The organism is Streptomyces nodosus, assembly GCF_008704995.1.
Lineage (GTDB): Bacteria > Actinomycetota > Actinomycetes > Streptomycetales > Streptomycetaceae > Streptomyces > Streptomyces nodosus.
Window position 1 is genome coordinate 7,668,093 of record NZ_CP023747.1, and the last position, 20,274, is coordinate 7,688,366.

General features: G+C 71.1%; 8 protein-coding genes. All 8 read left to right on the forward strand.

Annotation, left to right across the window (positions count from 1 at the left end; all coding sequences use genetic code 11):
- Positions 1-39 precede the first annotated feature (39 nt).
- The 8 genes from CP978_RS34180 (at position 40) to CP978_RS34215 (ending at position 20,264) form a co-directional block, all read left to right on the forward strand.
- On the forward strand, positions 40-1,395 hold the full coding sequence (locus CP978_RS34180; RefSeq protein ID WP_043447588.1) for a lysine N(6)-hydroxylase/L-ornithine N(5)-oxygenase family protein: 1,356 nt from the start codon (positions 40-42) through the stop codon (positions 1,393-1,395).
- Positions 1,396-1,593: 198 nt separating this feature from the next.
- Positions 1,594-2,652: a FecCD family ABC transporter permease gene (locus CP978_RS34185; protein ID WP_043450308.1), complete on the forward strand. Its 1,059-nt coding sequence runs from the start codon at positions 1,594-1,596 to the stop codon at positions 2,650-2,652.
- Positions 2,649-3,710, forward strand: a complete 1,062-nt coding sequence (locus tag CP978_RS34190) for a FecCD family ABC transporter permease (protein ID WP_043447592.1) — start codon at positions 2,649-2,651, stop codon at positions 3,708-3,710. The genes CP978_RS34185 and CP978_RS34190 overlap by 4 nt, the downstream gene beginning before the upstream one ends.
- A 39-nt stretch (positions 3,711-3,749) precedes the next feature.
- On the forward strand, positions 3,750-4,607 hold the full coding sequence (locus tag CP978_RS34195) for an ABC transporter ATP-binding protein (RefSeq protein WP_043447595.1): 858 nt from the start codon (positions 3,750-3,752) through the stop codon (positions 4,605-4,607).
- Positions 4,608-4,700: 93 nt separating this feature from the next.
- A complete protein-coding gene (locus tag CP978_RS34200; RefSeq protein WP_043447598.1) occupies positions 4,701-5,762 on the forward strand; it encodes an iron-siderophore ABC transporter substrate-binding protein in 1,062 nt (353 codons plus the stop codon).
- A gap of 46 nt (positions 5,763-5,808) precedes the next feature.
- Entirely contained in the window at positions 5,809-7,596 is a 1,788-nt protein-coding gene (locus CP978_RS34205) for an ABC transporter ATP-binding protein (RefSeq protein ID WP_043447602.1), read from the forward strand.
- A gap of 64 nt (positions 7,597-7,660) precedes the next feature.
- A complete protein-coding gene (locus CP978_RS34210) occupies positions 7,661-18,577 on the forward strand; it encodes a non-ribosomal peptide synthetase (protein ID WP_043447604.1) in 10,917 nt (3,638 codons plus the stop codon).
- Positions 18,564-20,264, forward strand: a complete 1,701-nt coding sequence (locus CP978_RS34215) for an ABC transporter ATP-binding protein (RefSeq protein WP_043447606.1) — start codon at positions 18,564-18,566, stop codon at positions 20,262-20,264. Before CP978_RS34210 ends, CP978_RS34215 begins: the two co-directional genes overlap by 14 nt.
- Positions 20,265-20,274 lie beyond the last annotated feature (10 nt).

Genomic DNA, 20,274 nt, shown 5'->3' on the forward strand with positions numbered 1-20,274 from the left:
CGTGTCTCGCACGTGCGCCGCCCGCACGATGGGAGTGACATGGCACAGGCTCGTCCTGGCGACACGCGATTGATCCACGACCTCATTGGCATCGGCTTCGGGCCGTCCAATGTGGCCATGGCGATCGCGCTCAGCGAGCACAACGCACGCGTCGGCGCGGAGGAAGCGGTCACCGCTCACTTCTTCGAGCAGCAGCCGTGCTTCGGATGGCATCGCGGCATGCTCATCGATGACGCGACGATGCAAGTGTCCTTCCTCAAGGACCTGGTGACGCTGCGGAACCCCGCCAGTGAGTTCAGCTTCCTGTGCTATCTGAAGAGCCGGGGGCGGCTGATCGACTTCATCAACCACAAGAACCTCTTCCCGCTGCGGGTGGAGTTCCACGACTACTTCGAATGGGCCGCCGACCAGGTCGACGGCATGGTTTCCTACGGCCATGAGGTCGTCGGCGTCATGCCTGTCGTCCGTGACGGCGCCGTGGAGTACCTGGATGTGACCGTCCGCTCGGCGGAGGGGCTCGCGGTCCACCGGACGCGCAACCTTGTCCTCGGCACCGGGCTGCGCCCGCTGATGCCGGAGGGTGTGGAGCGCACCGACCACGTCTGGCACAACTCCGATCTGCTCGCGAAGGTCGACGGCCTGGACGGCACCGCGCCCGAACGGTTCGTCGTGGTGGGCGCCGGACAGAGCGCCGCGGAGAATGTGGCGTTCCTGCACCGCCGCTTCCCGCAGGCCGAGATCTGCGCGGTCTTCTCCCGCTATGGCTACAGCCCCGCCGACGACAGCAGCTTCGCCAACCGGATCTTCGACCCCGCCGCGGTCGACGATTTCTTCAGCGCCCCTCAGGACGTCAAGCGCCGGCTCATGGACTACCACGGCAACACCAACTACTCCGTGGTGGACATCGATCTGATCGACGACCTGTACCGCCAGATGTACCAGGAGAAGGTCCTCGGCACCGAGCGCCTGCGGTTCCTCAACGTCTCCCGGCTCACCGACGTCAAGGAGACCCCGGGCGGTGTCCGGGCCACCGTCACCTCCCTGGTCACCGGCGAGGACACCCTCCTGGACGCCGATGTCGTGATCTACGCCACCGGTTACAGCCCCGCCGACCCCATCGGTCTGCTCGGCGAGGTCGCCGACCGCTGCCTCCGCGACGACGAGGGCCGGGTCCGCGTCGAGCGCGACTACCGCATCGCGACCGATCCCGATCTGCGCTGCGGCATCTATCTGCAGGGCGGCACCGAGCACACGCACGGCATCACGTCGCCCCTGCTGTCCAACACCGCCGTCAGGGTCGGTGAGATCCTCGATTCGCTCCTCGACCGGGGCCTGAAGTCCGCCTCCGACGAGGCACGGACCGTCGCCGACGGAACCGGCGGCACCGCCCGTTGAACCCGGCCGCCGTCCGGGCCCACACCCGCGCCGCCGCCCCGGCGCGATCCGCGCGACAGCACGGTGCGACGTTGTGAAAGGAATGACCATGCCCACGGACACACCCTCCGTGCCGACCGGCTTCGCCGGCCTCCGCCGGAAGTCGGCCGGCTCCCGGTCGCGCACTTCCGACGGATCCGAGGGATGACGTTCGTCGGCATGGTCACGACCGCTGTGGAGCGTTCCGCGCCCATGGGCACGATCCCGGCCCGTAGGCGGCGGCTCGTGGGTCTGGGCGCGCTGCTGGTGATCCTCGTGGTCGCGGGAGTGGTGTCGTTGGCCGTCGGTGCCCGCGCACTGAGCCCGGCCGAGGTGTGGCACGGGCTGTTCGCGGCGCCGGACGCCGACCGGCGGCTCACCGAGATCAGGCTGATCGTCCAGACCGTGCGGGTGCCCCGGACGGTGCTCGCGATCGCCGCGGGCATCGCCCTCGGGGTAGGCGGGGCGCTGATCCAGGGGTACACACGCAACCCGATCGCCGACACGGGCCTGCTGGGCGTGAACTCCGGCGCCTCGTTCGCCGTGGTCACGGTGATCGCGGTGTTCGGGTTCTCCCACCCCTTCCAGTACGTCTGGTTCGGGTTCCTGGGGGCCGCGGTCGCCGGCGTCGTCGTGTTCGGGCTGGCCAGCATCGGCCGGGGAGCCGGCAACCCGCTGACCCTCGCGCTGGCCGGGCAGGGCGTCACGGTGTTCCTCGCGGCGATGACCACGGCGATCTCGCTGTCCGACAACGCGGCGCTGAACGCGCTGCGGTTCTGGAACGCGGGCTCCGTGGCCGGTGTCGGATTCGACGTCATTGGGCCGGTCACGCTGTTCATCGCGGTCGGACTGGTGCTCGCGCTGACCACCCTGCCCACCCTCAACCTGCTCAATCTCGGCGACGACGTGGCGCGGGGCCTCGGCGTCAACATCGCGCTGACCCGGACGGTCGGCATCGCCGCCATCACCCTGCTCGCGGGCGCGGCGACCGCCGCCTGCGGCCCCATCGCGTTCCTCGGACTGATGGTGGCCCATGTGGCCCGGTATCTGACCGGACCGGACTACCGCTGGCTGGTCCCGTACGCGGGGCTGCTCGGCGCCGTCGTCCTGCTGGTCTGCGACATCGTGGGCCGCTTGGTGGTGCGGCCGGGAGAATTGGACGCGGGTGTGCTCGTCGCCCTTCTCGGCGCCCCGTTCTTCGCGGTTCTGGTGTGGCGCGGAAAGCTCAGGAACACATGAACGCGACAGATATGAAGTCCTCGGTGGCGCCGGGCGTACGGCTCGGCCAGCTGTCCTTCGTGTGGCGGCCCTGGATGGTCCTGGTCACGGTCGTACTGGCCGCCCTCGCCTTCCTGGTCTTCTGCGTGTCCATCGCCGTCGGGGACTTCCCGATCGGTCTGCCCCGGGTGCTCGCCACGATCCTCGGCCGGGGCGAGCGGGTCGACGAGTTCGTGATCATGGATCTGCGGATGCCGCGGGCCCTCGCCGGACTGGTCGTGGGGACGGCGCTGGGCGTGTCCGGCGCCCTCACCCAGTCGATCGCGCGCAATCCGCTGGCCAGCCCGGACATCCTCGGGATCACCAGCGGTGCCGGCACCGTCGCGGTGTTCCTGGTGACGGTGTCCGGAGGGACCACCGCGGCGATCGTCAGCTCCATCGGCCTGTCGGCCGCGGCGCTCGCCGGCGGTCTCGGCACCGGACTGCTCGTCTACTTCCTGGCCTGGCGGCGCGGGATCGACGGCTTCCGGCTCATCCTCATCGGCATCTCGGTGAGCGCGGTGATGGAGTCGATCACGACCTGGCTGCTGGTCAAGGCCGACATCAGGGACGTGGCCCGGGCCCAGGCATGGCTGATCGGCTCGCTGGACGGCCGGTCCTGGGACGAGGTCGGGGTGGCGCTGTGGGGCACGCTCGTCCTGCTGGTCGTCGTGACCGGCGCCGCGTTCCAGTTCAAGCCGATGCATCTGGGCGACGATGTCGCCGCGGGCCTGGGGGTGCGGTACTCGGCGGTGCGAGCGGTCCTTCTGCTGTGTGCGGTGCTGCTGGCCGGGACGGCGGTGAGCGCGGCGGGCCCGGTGCCCTTCGTGGCCCTGGTGGCGCCTCAGGTGGCGATGCGTCTGGCGCGTCGGCCCACACCGCCGATGGCGGCCTCCGGCCTGGTGGGCGCGGTGCTGCTGATCGGTGCCGATCTCATCGCACGTACGGCACTGCCCGTCAGTCTCCCGGTCGGCGTGGTCACCGCGGCGATCGGCGGCCCCTTCCTCGTCTATCTGCTGGTCCGGGCGAACCGCGGATAGCTGGTGCAGAAGTACGGCAAGCCTGAAGAAGGAGGCCCAGTGGCCAAGCAGTCCATCACCGGGATCGACTCCGGATCCGGTGACGCCTCGCGGCTGGCGGCGCGGGGCATCTCGGTCGGATACGGCGCTCGGACCGTCATCGACGATCTCGACGTGGCGATACCGTCGGGGGTGATCACCACGATCATCGGCCCCAACGGCTGTGGTAAGTCGACGCTGTTGCGGGCGCTGTCGCGGTTGCTCAAGCCGGCCAAGGGGACGGTCGTGCTGGACGGCGACGACATCGCCAGGCTCAGGACCAGGGATGTGGCGAAGAAGCTCGGTCTCCTGCCGCAGGCACCGGTGGCGCCGGAGGGCCTGACGGTCGCCGACCTGGTGGCCCGGGGCCGGCATCCGCATCAGAACTGGCTGCGGCAATGGTCGTCGGACGACGCCGCCGTGGTCGAGCGCGCGCTGGCCCTGACCGGGGTGTCCGACCTGGCGGACCGCGCGGTCGACACGCTGTCCGGGGGGCAGCGCCAACGCGTCTGGATCTCCATGACGTTGGCCCAGGGCACCGATCTGCTGCTCCTCGACGAACCGACGACCTACCTCGATCTCGCGCACGCGGTCGATGTGCTCGACCTGGTGAACGACCTGCACGAGTCGGGCTGCACCGTCGTGATGGTGCTGCACGACCTCAACCTGGCCGCACGGTACAGCGACAACCTCATCGTCATGAGGGACGGTTCGGTCGTCGCGCAGGGGCACCCCAGTGAGGTGATCACCGCCGAGCTGCTGCGCGAGGCGTTCGGACTGCACGCCAGGGTCATCGACGACCCGGTGGGGGACCGGCCGCTCATCGTGCCCATCGGCCGCACACATGTCCAACTCGACCAGGTCGCGACCCAGTTGTAAAAGTTAGGCTAGGCTAACCTTACTTAAGGTGCGCTACGGTTTGCCTGCCTCAGGGCAGATGTACAGGCAGCACGAAGAACAAGGGGAATCCGGATGCTCCTCCTCAGAACGACGCGTACGAAGACCTGGCGGCGAGTGGTGGCGGTACTGTCCGCCGCGACGCTCGGTGTCGGCCTCCTCGCGGGATGCGGTTCCGGCTCGGACTCGGCGGACGACAAGGCGAGCGACACGATCACGAACACCGCGAGCGGAGCCTTCCCGGTCACCGTGGAGCACGCGTTCGGATCGACGACGATCGACAAGGCCCCCGAGCGGGTCGTCTCCGTCGGCTACACCGACGACCAGACCATCCTGGCGTTCGGCGTCAAACCGGTCGGCATGGTCGACCAGTACCCGAACCCGGCGGGCCACACCCCCGACGTCAACACCCAGTGGCCCTGGGTGAAGGACAAGTGGGGCGACACCCGTCCCGAAGTCATCATGAAGAACGGCGACTCCGGCCCGAACTACGAGAAGATCGCCGCACTGCGACCGGACCTGATCATCGCGGTCTACTCCGAGATCGACCAGGCCGCCTACGACAAGCTCTCCAGGATCGCTCCCACGGTGGGCCGCACCAAGGAGGAGAAGGAGCCGTTCAGCGCGCCCTGGCAGGACAACGCGCTCCAGATCGCCAAGGCCCTCGGCAAGGCCGACGAGGGCGCGAAGATGGTGACGGACATCCAGGGCAAGCTGGACGCGGCCAAGAAGGCGCACCCGGAGTTCGCGGACCAGACCGTCGTCGCGCTGTCCTGGTACGAGAACTCGGTGGCACCGTTCGTCTCCACCGATGTGCGCGGACGACTGCTGACCGGCATCGGCTTCAAGTACCAGACCGCGATCGACAAGTTCGCGGGCGGCAGCTTCTACACCAAGCTCTCCCCCGAGCGCGTCGACCTGGTCGACGTCGACCGCATCTTCGTCATCAACGACAAGGCGGACATGGACGCGCTGAAGAAGTTCGAGCTGTTCGCCAACCTGGAGGCCGTGAAGAAGGGGAACGTGTCGTACCTGCTGGACGGTGAGGGCCCGGCGATCGGCGCGGCCATCTCCCAGGGCACGCTGCTGTCCATGCCGTACGCGATCGACGAACTCGTCAAGTCGGCGGCCGGCTAGCGATGCGGATCCCCATGACCCGTCCTCGGCCCGTCCGGGGAGTGGTGTGAGCACGATCGACACACGCGTCGCCCGTAGGACCCTGCGCACGGCGACCGGACGCGAAGCCACCCGGTGGGTCGTGGCGCACTGCAGGGAGGCGCCCTGGCTGTCGACCGCCACCGTGCTCACCACGGTGGCGGGCGCCGCCCTCCAGGTGCTGCCCGTGCTCCTGCTCGGCAAGGTGGTGGACGGGGTCGTCGAGGGCGAGTCGCGATCGGTCCTCGTGACCATCGGGGTACTCGTCGCGGCCGCCGCGCTGCTCGGCGGGGCGGCCACCGCGGCATCGACCTATCTGATCGGGCGGCTGGGCGCGGAACTGCTCGCCCGGCTGCGCGAAGGCGCGGTGCGCGCGGTGCTGGGGATGCCCAGCGCGCGGATCGAGCAGGTCGGCCGCGGGGACGTGCTCTCCAGGGCCGGCGACGACGTGGCCGTCATCTCCAAGGGGATCCGTACGGCCATTCCCACGGTGTTCTCGGCCGGTGTGCTGGTCACCATCGCCACGGCCGCCATGTTCGGACTGGACTGGCGGCTGGGACTGGCAGGCGCGGGCGCCCTTCCCGCGTACGCGCTGGCCCTGCGCTGGTACCTCCCGAGGTCCGCCCCGCTCTACCGGAAACAGCGGGCGGCCCAGGCCGACCGCGCGCAGGCGTTGATCAGCGGCCTCGACGGCATCGACACGGTCCGGGCCTACCGCCTGGAAGGCGTCTTCCGGGAGAAGGTCACCGAGGAGTCGCGGCGGGTGCGGGACCTCGGCATCGAGGTGTTCCGCTTCTTCGGCCGCTTCGTCGGCCGGGAGAACCGCGCCGAGTTCATCGGTCTTGTCCTGATCATCGTGGTGGGATACGCCCTCATCGAGGCCGGTGCCGCCAGCCTGGGCGAGGTGTCGGCGGCCCCGCTGCTGTTCCACCGGCTGTTCACCCCGCTCGGCCTGATCATGTTCACCTTCGACGAGGCACAGAAATCGGGTGCGAGCCTGACCCGGCTGGTCGGTGTGCTCGGGGAAGCCGCGGACGAACGGCTGGTGGGCGACCCGGCCGTCGGATCCACGGGTCCCGCGCCGCTGCCGGTGACGGTCGAGGGGCTGACGTTCGTCTATCCCGGGAGCGAGGAACCGGTCCTGCGGGACATCGACCTGACGATCCCGGCGGGTGGTTCGCTCGCCCTGGTGGGCGCGACGGGCGCGGGCAAGACGACCCTGGCCGCGCTGATCGCGGGCATCGGAACCCCGCAGTCCGGTTCGGTGCGCGTCGGCACGACCGACCTCGCGGGACTCGACGGGGCCGGTGCTCGGGCCATGGTGAGCATCCTGACGCAGGAGACATATGTGTTCTCCGGTCCGCTCGCCGACGATCTGCGGCTGGCGGCGCCGCAGGCGACCGACGCCGAGCTGCTGGACGCACTGCGGACCGTCGGCGCGCACGCGTGGGTCGAGGAGCTGCCCGAGGGGCTGAACACCCCGGTCGGCGAGGGCGGTGAGCGCCTGGACGTCACCAAGGTCGCCCAGATCGCCCTGGCCCGGCTGGTGCTGGGCCGGGCGCCGGTGGTGGTGCTCGACGAGTCGACCGCGGAGGCGGGCAGCGAGGGCGCCGCCGAACTGGAGCGGGCCGTGCTGGCCGCGTGCGCCGGCCGGACCACGCTGTTCGTGGCGCACCGGCTGACCCAGGCGATGGCGGCGGACCGGATCGCGGTGCTGGACGCCGGGCGCATCGTCGAACAGGGCACTCATGACGAGCTGGTGGCGCTGGGCGGCCGGTACGCGCGGCTGTGGCAGGCGTGGCGAGAAGGCAGTTAGGCAAGCGCAAGCCCGACCTCGATCGGCTTGCTTTCGATTTCCTTGGAAGGACGTTGAGTCTTCGATGATGGAACCGAGTGCTCGTCTCATACGGCTTTCTCCCGCGCGTCTGGCCGACGTACGCCGACGAGCCGGCGACTACTCCCACAGGACCATCACCGAGGCGTGCGCCATCGGCCTGTCGTACTGGGCGACCGGCCGCAGCCCCGAAGGCATCGATCTCACCCCCGCCACCCTGTTCGCCGACGTCCTGGGATGGGCCGACAACGGCGGTGCCGGGCCCGAGGGCTGGGAACTCGGCCCCGACGACGGCAGCATCACCGTGCCGGACGGCGTCGTCACCGCCGACGCCCAACTCGCCCTGGACGACCTCGCCGACTTCCCGGACCGGCCGCTGGGCACCATCAGCCCCTCCAGCGTGGCCGGCAGGCTCGCCACCCTCGCCGAATGGAACGACACCGGGGCCGACCGGGCCCGCCCCACCATCGTCGAGATGTTCCTCGAACAGGCGCGGGCCAGGCCGGAGGCCGTCGCCGTCGTCGACGAGCACCGGTCACTGACCTACCGTCAGGCCGAGGAGCGGTCGGCCGAACTGGCCCACCGTCTCATCGAACGCGGCCTGACCGCCGAACAGGTCGTCGGCATCTCACTGGGCCGCTCCGCCGAGATGGTGATCGGACTGCTCGCCGTGCTCCGCGCGGGCGGCGCCTTCGTACCGCTCGACCCCCAGTGGCCGGCCGAGCGCCGCGCCGTCGTCATCGAGGACGCCCGGGTCATGGTCCAGCTCAACGACTCGGGCGCGCACCCCCCGACCGAACCGGAGGCCGTCGCCGTCGACCTCGACGACTGGGACCTCGGACCCTGCCCCCACGACGGAACGCGGGCCGCCGCCGTCCGCGGCGACTCCCTCGCCTATGTCATCTTCACCTCGGGCTCGACCGGCCGGCCCAAGGGCGCGATGATCCGGCACGAGGCGATCAGCGAGCGGCTGCTGTGGCAGGTCGACGAGATCCTGGGCTTCGGCCACGACGACGCGTCGCTGTTCAAGGCTCCGCTGTCCTTCGACATCTCCATCAACGAGATCTTCCTGCCGCTGGTGTCCGGCGGCCGTCTCGTGGTCCTGCGGCCCGGCGGCGAACGGGACCCGCACCACCTCCTCGACGTGATCGCCGAGCAGCGCGTCACCTTCACCTATCTGGTGTCGTCCATGCTGGACGTGCTGCTGGAGATCGCGGGCGACTCCGGGCGGCTGAGCAGCCTGCGCCATGTGTGGTGCGGCGGCGAGGTGCTGACCCCGGAGCTGTACGAGCGGTTCCGCACCCGGCTCGACATCCCCATGTACCACGGCTACGGCCCGGCCGAGACGACGATCGGCATCTCGCACGTCATCTACCGGGGCGCCGCGGCACGGATGTCCACATCGATCGGCAAGGCCAACCCCAACACCCAGTTGTATGTGCTGGACGACGAACTGCGCCCGGTGCCGGTCGGGGTCGGCGGCGAACTGTACGCGGGCGGACTCCTCCTCGGACGCGGCTACGCCAACGCGCCCGGACTCACCGCCTCCCGGTTCGTCGCGAACCCCTTCGCCGACGACGGGTCCCGGCTGTACCGCACCGGTGACCTCGCGCGGTTCAACGCCGACGGCTCCCTGGACTTCCTCGGCCGCGCCGACAACCAGATCAAGATCCGCGGCATGCGGCTGGAGATCGAGGACGTCGAGATCGGTCTCGCCGAGCACCCCGCGGTGCGGTACACCTGCGTCGTCGCCAAGAAGAACACGGCGGGCGGCACCTACCTGGTGGGCTATGTCATCCCCAGCGCCGGCCACGAGGACCTGCGGGCGGACGAGGTCAAGGCGTGGGCCGAACGGCACATGGTGGAGTACATGGTGCCCACCCACATCGTGGTGACGAGCGAGTTCCCCCTCACCGCGAACGGCAAGCTCGACCGGAACGCGCTCCCCGAACCCGTGATCACGACGGGCCGGATCACCCCTCCCACGACCGAGCAGGAGCGCACCGTGTGCGCGGCGGTCGCCTCGGTGCTGCGGCTCGAAGAGGTCGGTGTCGACCAGGACTTCTTCCAGCTCGGCGGAGACAGCATCCTGGCGATCTCGCTGCTGAGCACCCTGCGTGAGGCGGGGCTCTATGTCACGGCACGGCAGATCTTCACCCACAGCACCGTGGGGGAACTCGCGGCGGTCGCCGCTCGCGAGGACACATCGGTCGTGGACCACCGGGACGCCCCGACCGGCCCCGTCGTGGGATCGCCCGTCCTGCAGTGGCTCGGCCAGACCACGGACGCGATCGACGGCTTTGTGCAGTCCGTGGTGCTGAACACCCCGGCGGACCTCACCGCCGACGCCCTCGACACGATCCTCACCGCCGTGATCCGGCGGCACGACATGCTGCGCGCCCACCTGGTGCGAGGCGAACGCTGGAGCTTCGACATCCCCGAGGACCACCCGGACCCGCGCGCCTGGCAGGAGAGCGACCGGCCGCTCGACGAATGTGCCGCCCTCGCCACCGCCGCCCTGGACCCCGACGGCGGAGCCATGCTGCGTGCCGTGTGGCGCCGCGCGGCACGGCAACTGGTCCTCGTCGCCCACCATGTGGTGATCGACGGTGTGTCCTGGCGGATCTTGATGGACGACCTGGCCTCCGCCTGGCAGCAGTACACCTCGGGTAAGCCCGTCGAACTTCCCCCGGCGGGCACGTCCTTCAGGCGCTGGACCCAGCTCCTCGACCGTGCGGCCTTCGACGCCGACAGCTCCTCCTACCGCCGTCCCCTGCCCGGAACGGACCAGCCGCTCGGCAGGCGCGAGCTGTCCGCGGCCGACACCGTCGCCGGGGAGCGACTGCGGACCGTCACGGTCGGCCCCGAGACCACCGCTGCCCTCCTGGGCGAGATCCCCGCCAAGTTCCACGCGGGCGTCAACGACGTACTGATCACCGCGCTCGCCGTCGCCCTCGCGGGATGGCGCCGCGACCTCGGGCAGGACCAGACCTTCGCGTACATCGAGCTGGAGGGCCATGGCCGCGAAGCGCATTTCGTGGCCCCCACCGCCGGCTTCGAGCCCGAACTGTCCCGCACCGTCGGCTGGTTCACCACACTCTTCCCGGTGACCGTGGACCCCGGAACCGGGGGCGACCTCACCGCGCCAGAGTATCTGGCCGCCGCGCTCAAGGCGGTCAAGGAAGACCTGGCCCGGGTCCCGGACAACGGTGTCTCCTACGGCGCCCTGCGCTACCTCGCCCGCTGCGAGTTCGACGCGCCCGCACCCCAGGTGCTGTTCAACTACCTGGGCCGCGTCGACGCGGGCACCTCGGGGGAGTGGCAGCACACGGGCACCACCGGCCAGCTCGGCGAGAGGCGCGACCCGAGGATGCGCCTGCCGCGGGTACTGGAGTTCAACGCGATCGCCGAACCCGCCCCCTCCGGGAAGTACGAACTGGTCACCACCGTCTCCTGGCCCGAAGGGATACTCACCGACCAGGATGTCACCGCCGTCTGCGAGCACTTCCAGGACGCCCTGACCGGCCTGGCCGCGCTCGACCGGGGCGGCCACACACCGAGCGACTTCCCCCTGGTGCCGCTCACCCAGGCCGACGTCGACGCCCTGGACGGCCCCACACTCCAGGACGTCCTTCCGCTGACCCCGCTCCAGGAGGGCCTGTACTTCCACTCGGTCTTCGACGACGACTCGGCCGGCGCCTATGTCGAACAGCAACTGCTCACGCTCGACGGCGATGTGGACGCCGATCGGCTCGCACATGCGGCCACCCGGCTGCTCGCGCTGTACCCGAACCTGGCCGCCCGGTTCATGGCTCTCGCCGACGGCCGTGTGGTGTCCGTGCTGGAGAGCGGCGCGCAGGCACCCTTCACCACGGTCGACCGGCCCGGCATCACCGACTCCGAGCTGCGCGAGCTGGCCGAGGCGGACCGGCGCGCGGGCTTCGACCTGGCCGCCGGTCCGCTGATGAGGTACACCCTCGTCCGCGGGGGCCCAGGACGGAACGTCCTGGTGCAGACCGTGCATCACATCATCGCCGACGGCTGGTCGGTGCCGCCCATGCTCCGGGCACTGCTCGCCCAGTACCACGCACCCGGGACCGGGTATCCGCTCGGCGGCTTCCGCGACTATGTGAGCTGGCTGGCCGGACGCGACGACGACGAGAGCGACCGGGTCTGGAGCGCCCAGCTCGCCGATCTGCCGGGCCCCTCACTGGTCGCCCGCGGGCACACCCCGTCCGACCGGTACGAGGACACCGCCGTGGAAGCGGCGCACGACATCGACGCGGCCGCCCGGTCGGCAGGCGTCCCGCTGAGCGTGGCCGTGCACAGCGCCTGGGCGCTGACCCTGGGCGGCCTCCTGCACGACAGGGACGTGGTGTTCGGCTCCACCGTGTCCGGCCGGGACGCGGACGTGCCCGGCATCGAGGACATGGTGGGGCTGTTCATCAACACCGTCCCGGTGCGCGCCCGGTGGTCCGGCACCACGACCGCCCGCGACCTGCTCGCCTCGGTACGGGAACACCAGAGCGCGGTCCTGCCGCACCAGCATGTGTCGTTGGCGAGGATCGGCCGTCTGGCCGGCGAGGGCCCGCTGTTCGACACCCTGGTCGTGTTCGACGTCGCCACCGACCTGGACGCGCTGCGGCGGCCCGGTGACGAACTCGCCGTCACCGGAATCGTCAACGAGGGCGCGCCGCACTACCCGTTGACCCTCGTCGTGGAGCGCGCTCCCGAAGGTCCCGCGCGCTTCAACTTGATCTACGACGGCGCACTGCTGCGGGAGGCGAGCGCCCGGAAGATCCTGTCCACGTTCACCGCCGCCTTCACCGGACTGCTGACCCGTCCGGACGACCTGGTCGACGACCTCGAGACCCGGAGCACCCGGCCCCCCGAGCGGATCGTCCCGACGACGCTCGGCGCGCTCTTCGACGCCGCCGCCGACCGCGCCCCGGCCGCCACCGCCGTCACCCGGTGCGCTCTCGACGGCAGCGGCAGCTCGCTCACCTACGGCGAACTGGCCGTCGCCAAGAACGAGTTGGCCTCCGTCCTGCGTGCGGCGAGGGTGCGGCCCGGCGCGCGGGTCGCCGTCGCCGTGCCGCGCTCTCTTCAGCAGGTCGTCGCGCTCCTCGGGATCGTCAGCGCGGGCGGCGCCTATGTGCCGCTGGACCCGGCCTACCCGGACGAACGCCTGGAGTACATCCTCGCCGACGCCGCTCCCCAGGTCGTCCTCGTGGACCCGGAGCAACAGGACCGCTTCACCCGGCTGTTGGACCGCGTGGGCGTGTCCGCCCGGGTGGTCGTACAGGGGAGCGAGCTGCCCCCGACCGCGACCGCCGCCCCCGTGGCCGAGGCCGACTGGTACGACCCCGCGTATGTGATCTACACGTCCGGATCGACCGGCCGGCCCAAGGGCGTCGTCGTCCCCCACTCCAGTGTGGTGACGCTGCTCGCCAACACCCGCGCCGAGATGGGGTTCGGACCGCACGACGTATGGGTCCAGTTCCACTCCTACTCCTTCGACTTCGCGGTCTGGGAGCTGTGGGGCGCGCTGGCGCACGGCGGCGAACTGTTGGTGCCGGAGTACGGGCTGACCCGTTCCCCGGTCGACTTCCACCGGCTGGTCCGCGAGCGCGGGGTGACCGTGCTCAACCAGACCCCCTCCGCCTTCTACCAGTTCATCGAGGCCGACCGGCAGGCCGGTGAACCGCTGCCTGCCCTGTGCAGGATCATCTTCGGCGGTGAGGCCCTGGACCTCGGACGCCTCGGCGACTGGGTCGAGCGGCACGGCACCGCCTCGCCCGAACTGGTCAACATGTACGGGATCACCGAGACCACCGTCCATGTCACCCATCGGGTGCTGACCGAGGCGGACTTCCGTCCGGCCGACGACGTCAGCCCCATCGGCGGCCCGATCCCCGGACTGACCACCCATCTCCTCGACGAACGGCTGCGGCCGGTGCCGCCGGGCACAGTGGGTGCCATCTATGTGGCCGGCGACCAGGTGGCGCTCGGCTACCTCGGACGGCCGGCGCTCACCGCCGGCCGGTTCGTGGCCGACCCGTTCGCCGGCGACGGCTCCCGCATGTACCACACGGGCGACCTCGCCCGCCGCACCCTCGACGGCGAGCTGGAGTTCGCCGGCCGCGCCGACGACCAGGTCCAGCTCAAGGGATTCCGCATCGAACTGGGCGAGGTGGAATCGGCGGTCAGGGAACTCGACGGCGTCGTCGACGTGGCCGTGACCGTCGCGGACAGCGGCGACCATCTGGTCGCGCACGTCGTGGGCCGGATGCCCGCCGACCTCACCGGGCTGCTGTCCGCGAAACTGCCCGCGCACATGGTGCCGGGCCGAGTCCTGACGGTCGACGCCCTACCGCTGACGGTCAACGGCAAACTGGACCGCAGGGCCCTCATCGAACGGGCTGCCCGGACCACCCCCGAACCGGCGCCCGGCCCTCGGTACGCCGACGGTGACCCGGCGCTCACCGCGCTCGTCGGCATCTACGCCGACGCCCTGCCCGGCGCGTCCGTGGACGGCGACACCGACTTCTTCCGGGCCGGCGGCGACAGCATCGTCGCCATCACCGTGATCAACCGGGCCCGGGCACTCGGCCTGCCGATCGCCCCCCGGGACGTCTTCCTGCTCCGCACCCCCCGCGCACTCGCCGAGCACCTCGCGGCCCAGGCACCACAGCCGACCTCGGCGCCCGCGCCCGCCCCCCGCACGGACGGCCCGCTCAGCCCGACCCCCATCATCCTGCGCCAGCGTGAACTGGGCGGATCCCTCACCGGATTCGTGCAGGCCAGGACCGTCACCCTGTCCGAGGGCACCGCGCTCGCCGACATCGGGCGCGCCGCGAACGCCGTCGTGGCCGCCCACCCCGCCCTGCGGATCCGGCTGCGCGTCGAGCTCGGGGCGTGGGCGCTGCGCACCGAGCCCGCGGGGCGGATCATCGTCGTCCCCATGGACACCACCGACCCGGCGACGGCTGCCACCGAGGCCGCCGGGAGGCTCGACCCCGAGTCCGGGGAGGTCATCGCGTTCTCCTGGCTGGAGCGGTGCCGGACCCTGGTGGTCACCGTGCACCACTTCGCGGTCGACGCGGTGTCCTGGCGGATCCTGCTGGACGACATCGCCACCGCCCTGAGCGGCCGGGCCCTGCCGCCACCGACCACGTCCTACGCCGAGTACGCCGAGGCACTGGCGCTCGGGTCCGCCGACGCGATCGGCGACCTGGGGCACTGGCTCACCACGCTCCGGGCGCCGGCGCTGCTGCCCGCGGTCCAGGGCAGGCGCGAGGTCACCGTCGTCCTTGCGCCCGAGGCCGGGGACCGCATCACACGCACCGCGCCCGCGGCACTCGGCATCGGCCTCACCGAGCTGTTGTGCGGCGCCCTGCGTACCGCGCTCACCCGCGTCCAGCCCTCGCCCACCGACCTCGCGATCGAACTGGAACGGCACGGCCGGGTCCCCGTACGGGAACACCACGACTACACCCGGACCGTCGGCTGGTTCACCGCGATCGCTCCCGTGCGGCTCACCGCGCACACCGACCCCGTCGCGGCGGCCCGCGAGGTCGCCGAACGCCAGCCGGACGAGCGCGCACACCTGACGTACGGCCTGCTGAGGTATCTCAACCCGCAGACGTCCCCCCTGCTGGACGCGCGCCCGCAGGTGCTGTTCAACTACCTCGGCCGCGGCACCGAGGACCAGGCGGTGCACATCGCGGACAGCGATCCGGGCGGCGCGTACGCGGTCGAGGTCAACGCGTGGACCGACGAGGCCACCGGCGCCCTGCACGCGGCTTTCACCCTCGCCGACGGCATCTCCGACGAGATCACCGGGCACTGGCTGAGCGCCCTGGAACAGCTCGCGGACACCGCGGCGACCGCCGAGCGCACCGCACCGGTCACCCCGCTCCAGAGGGGCCTGTACTTCCAGGCACAGCTGGCCGGTTCGGCCGGACACTATGTCGCCCAGAGCTGGTTCACCTTCGACCGGCGGCTGGACACGGAGGCGCTGGCCGACGCGATGGCCCAGGTGATGGCGCGGCACCCCGTCGTCGGCGCCGGATTCACCACGGACGACGACGGACATCCGGTCCAGGTCCTCAGGGCGGGCCGACGGGTCGACGTCCATACGGTCGAACTGGCCACGGACGCCGAGGTCGAGGCCCTGCGCGCCCGGGACCGCGACACGGGATTCGACCCGGCCGAGCCGCCGCTGATCCGGATGACCGTGGTCCGGCTGCCCGAGGACCGCGACGGCCTGCTGCTGAGCTACCACCTGCTGCTGTGGGACGGCTGGTCCCGAGAGATCGTGCTGCGGGACCTGTTCGACGCCTACGCGTCCGTCCTGTCCGGCACCCCGCTCGACCCCACCCCCGCCACGCCGGGCTTCGAGGACTACGCCCGGCGGCTCGACGCCGAGGACACCGCCGCGTCGGAACGCTTCTGGGCCGAGCACCTGGCCGGCCTCCCCGGCCCGACGCTGCTCGCCGGACCGGCACCGGCCCTCTCGGACGACCTGCCGCGCGCCCTGGTGCACACGCTGTCCGCCGAGTCGTCGGAGCTGCTGAGGGAGACGGCCAAGGGGCACGGCGTCACCCTGAACTCGGTGCTCACCGGCGCGTTCGGCCTGCTCCTCGGCGCCCACACGGGCCGCTCCGACGCCGTGTTCGGGGTGACCGTCTCGGGCCGCGAGGGCGAGGGGCTCTCCGACATCGTCGGGGTGCTGCTCAACACCGTGCCCCTGTGGACGCGGGCCCGCGCCGACGACACGGTCGGCGCCTATCTGGCGGCCGTGCAGACGGCCAGGACCGCGGCGATGGAACACGAACACCTGGGACTCGGTGAGATCCAGCGGGCCTGCGGACGACAGGACGCGCTGTTCGACAACCTCTTCGTGCTGCAGAACTTCCTCGATCTGGACGCCTTCGCCGAGATGAACGCCCGGCACGGCATCACCTCGGTGCGGGCCGACGACTCCACCCACTACCCGTTCACCTGGGTCGTCACGCCCGGCGACCGGCTCACCATCAAGCTGGAACACCGGTACGGCAGCGAGGACGACGCCCGCCGGCTCCTCGACGACTATGTACGGATGCTGGAGGACCTGGCCAGGTCGACCGGCCCGGTGGGCGCACTGCCGGGCATGGGCCCGCGGCCCCGGCCCGCCGAGCGCACGGACATCGGCACGGACACCGTGGCCGACCGGTTCGACCGGGCCGCCGACCGCGATCCGGGGCGGGTGGCGCTCGTCGCCCACGGCACGGCCATGACCTTCGCCGAGCTGAGGGACCGCAGCCGCGCGGTGGCAGGCGTGCTCGCCGCACGCGGCATCGGCCCCGAGACGACCGTGGGTCTGGCGATCCCGCGCTCCCTGGACTCGATCGTGGCGCTCTTCGCCGTGCTGCGCGTCGGCGCCGCCTATGTGCCGCTGGAGCTGGACCACCCCGACGAGCGGATCGCCACCATCCTCGCGGACGCCCGCCCCGAGGTGATCCTCACCGTGAGCGCGGTCTCGCACCGGCTGTCCGGCGACCTGATCGAGCTGGACCGCCCCCTGCCGGAGGCCGAGCCGTTCGTGACGTACGCGCCGGACGACCCCGACCGGCTGCGGCACCCCGCGTACACCATCTACACCTCCGGCTCGACCGGGCAGCCCAAGGGCGTGGTCACCGAGTACGCCGGGCTCACCAATATGCTGATCAACCATCAGCGCCGTATCTTCGAACCGGTCCTCGCGGAGCACGGACACCGGGTCTTCCGGATCGCGCACACCGTGTCGTTCGCGTTCGACATGTCGTGGGAGGAACTGCTGTGGCTGGCGGACGGCCACGAGGTGCACATCTGCGACGAGGAACTGCGCCGTGACGCGCCCCGGCTGGTCGAGTACTGCCTGGAGCACGGGATCGACGTCATCAATGTGACCCCGACCTACGCACAGCAGCTGGTGGCCGAGGGGCTGCTCGACGATCCGGCACGGCGGCCGGCCTTGGTGCTGCTCGGCGGGGAGGCGGTCACCCCGACGCTGTGGCAGCGGCTCGCCGACACCGAGGGGACGGCCGGCTACAACCTGTACGGACCCACCGAGTACACCATCAACACCCTCGGCGTCGGCACCTTCGAATGCCAGGACCCGGTGGTGGGCGTGGCCATCGACAACACCGAGGTGTACGTCCTTGACCCGTGGCTGCGGCCCGTGCCGGACGGTGTTCCCGGCGAGCTGTATGTGTCGGGCATCGGCATCGCCCGCGGCTACCTCGGCCGGCCGGCCCAGACCGCGCACCGGTTCGTCGCCTGCCCGTTCGGCACACCTGGTGAGCGCATGTACCGCACCGGGGACCTGGTGATCCGCCGGTCCGACGGGAACCTGATGTATCTGGGCCGGACCGACCAGCAGGTCAAGATCCGCGGGCACCGGGTCGAACTAGGCGAGGTCGAGGCCGCGTTCGCGGCGCACCCGGCGGTGCGGTTCGTCGCCGCGGTCGCCCAGCCCGACCCGGGGGTCGACGGCGCCCACCGGCTGGCCGCCTATCTCGTGCTGGACTGGGCCGACCTGGCGACGGTCGCCGCCGAAGTGGGCGCCGCACTGCCCGACTTCCTGCGTCCCACGCACTACGCCCAGGTCGAGAGCATCCCGCTCACGGTGAACGGGAAGACCGACACCAAGGCGCTGCCCGACGCCAAGCCGCTCGGCGCGCTGACCACGGCGGGTGAGCGCGGACCCCGGACCGAGACCGAGAGCGTGGTGTGCGAGTTCTTCGCCGAGGCACTGGACCTGGACGACGACGAGGTGAGCGCGGTGAGCGACTTCGTGTCCCTAGGCGGGCACTCGATGCTGGCGGTGCGGCTGATCGGCCTGCTCCGCCGGGAGTTCGGTCCAGTGATCACCATCCGCGATCTGTTCACCCTGCGCACCCCGGAAGCGATTGCCCGACACCTTGATGACCACTCCTGACACGCAGCGGCCCCGCACGGGGGCGGACATCCTGCGCACCGCGCTGCGCCGCAACATCGGCGCGATGGCCTGGGGCACCGTCCTCATGGGCCTGTACCAGGCAGGGGAGACCGCCTTCCCCATCGCGCTCGGTCTGATCGTGGAGCACACGCTGCGCGATCGGAGCCTCGGCGCGCTCGGCCTGTCGATCGCCGCCCTGGCCGTGATCATCACCACCGTGTCGCTGTCCTGGCGGTTCGGGATGCGCATCCTCCAGAAGGCCAACACCACCGAGGCGCACCGCTGGCGGGTGAGGGTCGCGGCCTGCGGCCTCCAGCCGGTGGCCAGGAGGACGGACCTCAAGTCCGGCGAGGTGCTGACCATCGCCACCGAGGACGCCGACCAGACCGCCGACATCATCGAGGTGGTGCCACTGCTGATCAGTTCGCTGGTCGCGGTGGCGGTCGCCGCGGTCGCGCTCGCACTGGCCGACATCCGGCTCGGCCTGCTGGTGATCGTGGGAACGGTCGCGATCCTGTCGATCCTGAGCGTGCTCTCCAGACGGATCGGCAGCAGCACCCACGAGCAGCAGGCCCGGGTGGCGCGGGCCGGTGCGAAGGTCGCCGACCTGATCAGCGGTCTGCGCCCGCTGCACGGCTTCGGCGGGAACCACGCGGCGTTCCGGTCCTACCGGCAGGTCAGCACGGAGGCCAGGCTCCAGGCGGTCACCGTCGCCAGGGTGAACGGGGCGTACGAGGGCACCGCGCTGGCGCTCAACGCGGTCCTCGCAGGCGCGGTGACCCTGACGGCGGGAATGCTGGCCTTCGACGGCCGGATCAACATCGGCGAACTCGTGATGGCCGTGGGTCTCGCGCAGTTCATCATGGAACCGCTCAAGCTGTTCTCCCAGATGCCGAAGTATGTGATGATCGCGCGCGCGTCGGCCGAGCGGATGGCGCTGGTGCTCGCCGCGCCGCCGGTGACCACACCGGGAACGGAACTCCCGGCCGCGGGCGGGGGCCTGCAGGTCGACGGGGTCCGGCACGGCACGCTCCGCCACCTCAAGTTCACGGTGCCCGCAGGCGAGTTCGTGGCGATCGCCGCCTACCAGCCCCGTGCGGCGGCCGATCTCGCGTCGGTCCTGGCCATGAACGTCCCGCCGGACGCGTACGAGGGAGTGGTGCGGGTCGGCGGGCGGGAGCTGGCGGAGCTGTCGGTCGAGGGGGTCCGCGAGCACCTGCTGGTGAACCCCTACGACGGGGAGATCTTCGCGGGCACGCTGCGCACGAACATCGACCCCTCCGGCACCAGCCGAACGGTTCCGGAGGCCGTCGAGGCGTCCATGCTGGCCGATGTCGTCGCCCTGCACCGCGAAGGACTCGACTACGGTGTCCGCGACCGCGGCGCGAACCTCTCCGGGGGGCAGCGCCAACGGCTGTCCCTGGCCCGTGCGTTGGCCGCCGACACGGACGTCCTGGTGCTGCACGACCCGACGACGGCCGTCGACGCGGTCACCGAGCAGCTCATCGCCCGCAGGGTCGCGGAACTGCGGCGGGGCCGCACCACCGTCGTGATCACGAGCAGTCCGGCGCTCCTGGACGCCGCGGACCGTGTCCTCGTCCTGGACGAGGGCGTCATCACCGCGGAGAACACCCACCGCCAACTGCTCGCGACCGACGACGACTACTGCCTGGCGGTCGCCCGGTGAACCCGCCGAC

What these genes read in the sequence shown, in the direction of transcription:
- CP978_RS34180 (WP_043447588.1), top strand. Translation starts at nt 40, where the DNA reads ATGGCACAGGCTCGTCCTGGCGACACGCGATTGATCCACGACCTCATT.
- CP978_RS34185 (WP_043450308.1), top strand. Translation starts at nt 1,594, where the DNA reads ATGGTCACGACCGCTGTGGAGCGTTCCGCGCCCATGGGCACGATCCCG.
- CP978_RS34215 (WP_043447606.1), top strand. Translation starts at nt 18,564, where the DNA reads ATGACCACTCCTGACACGCAGCGGCCCCGCACGGGGGCGGACATCCTG.
- CP978_RS34190 (WP_043447592.1), top strand. Translation starts at nt 2,649, where the DNA reads ATGAACGCGACAGATATGAAGTCCTCGGTGGCGCCGGGCGTACGGCTC.
- CP978_RS34200 (WP_043447598.1), top strand. Translation starts at nt 4,701, where the DNA reads ATGCTCCTCCTCAGAACGACGCGTACGAAGACCTGGCGGCGAGTGGTG.
- CP978_RS34210 (WP_043447604.1), top strand. Translation starts at nt 7,661, where the DNA reads ATGATGGAACCGAGTGCTCGTCTCATACGGCTTTCTCCCGCGCGTCTG.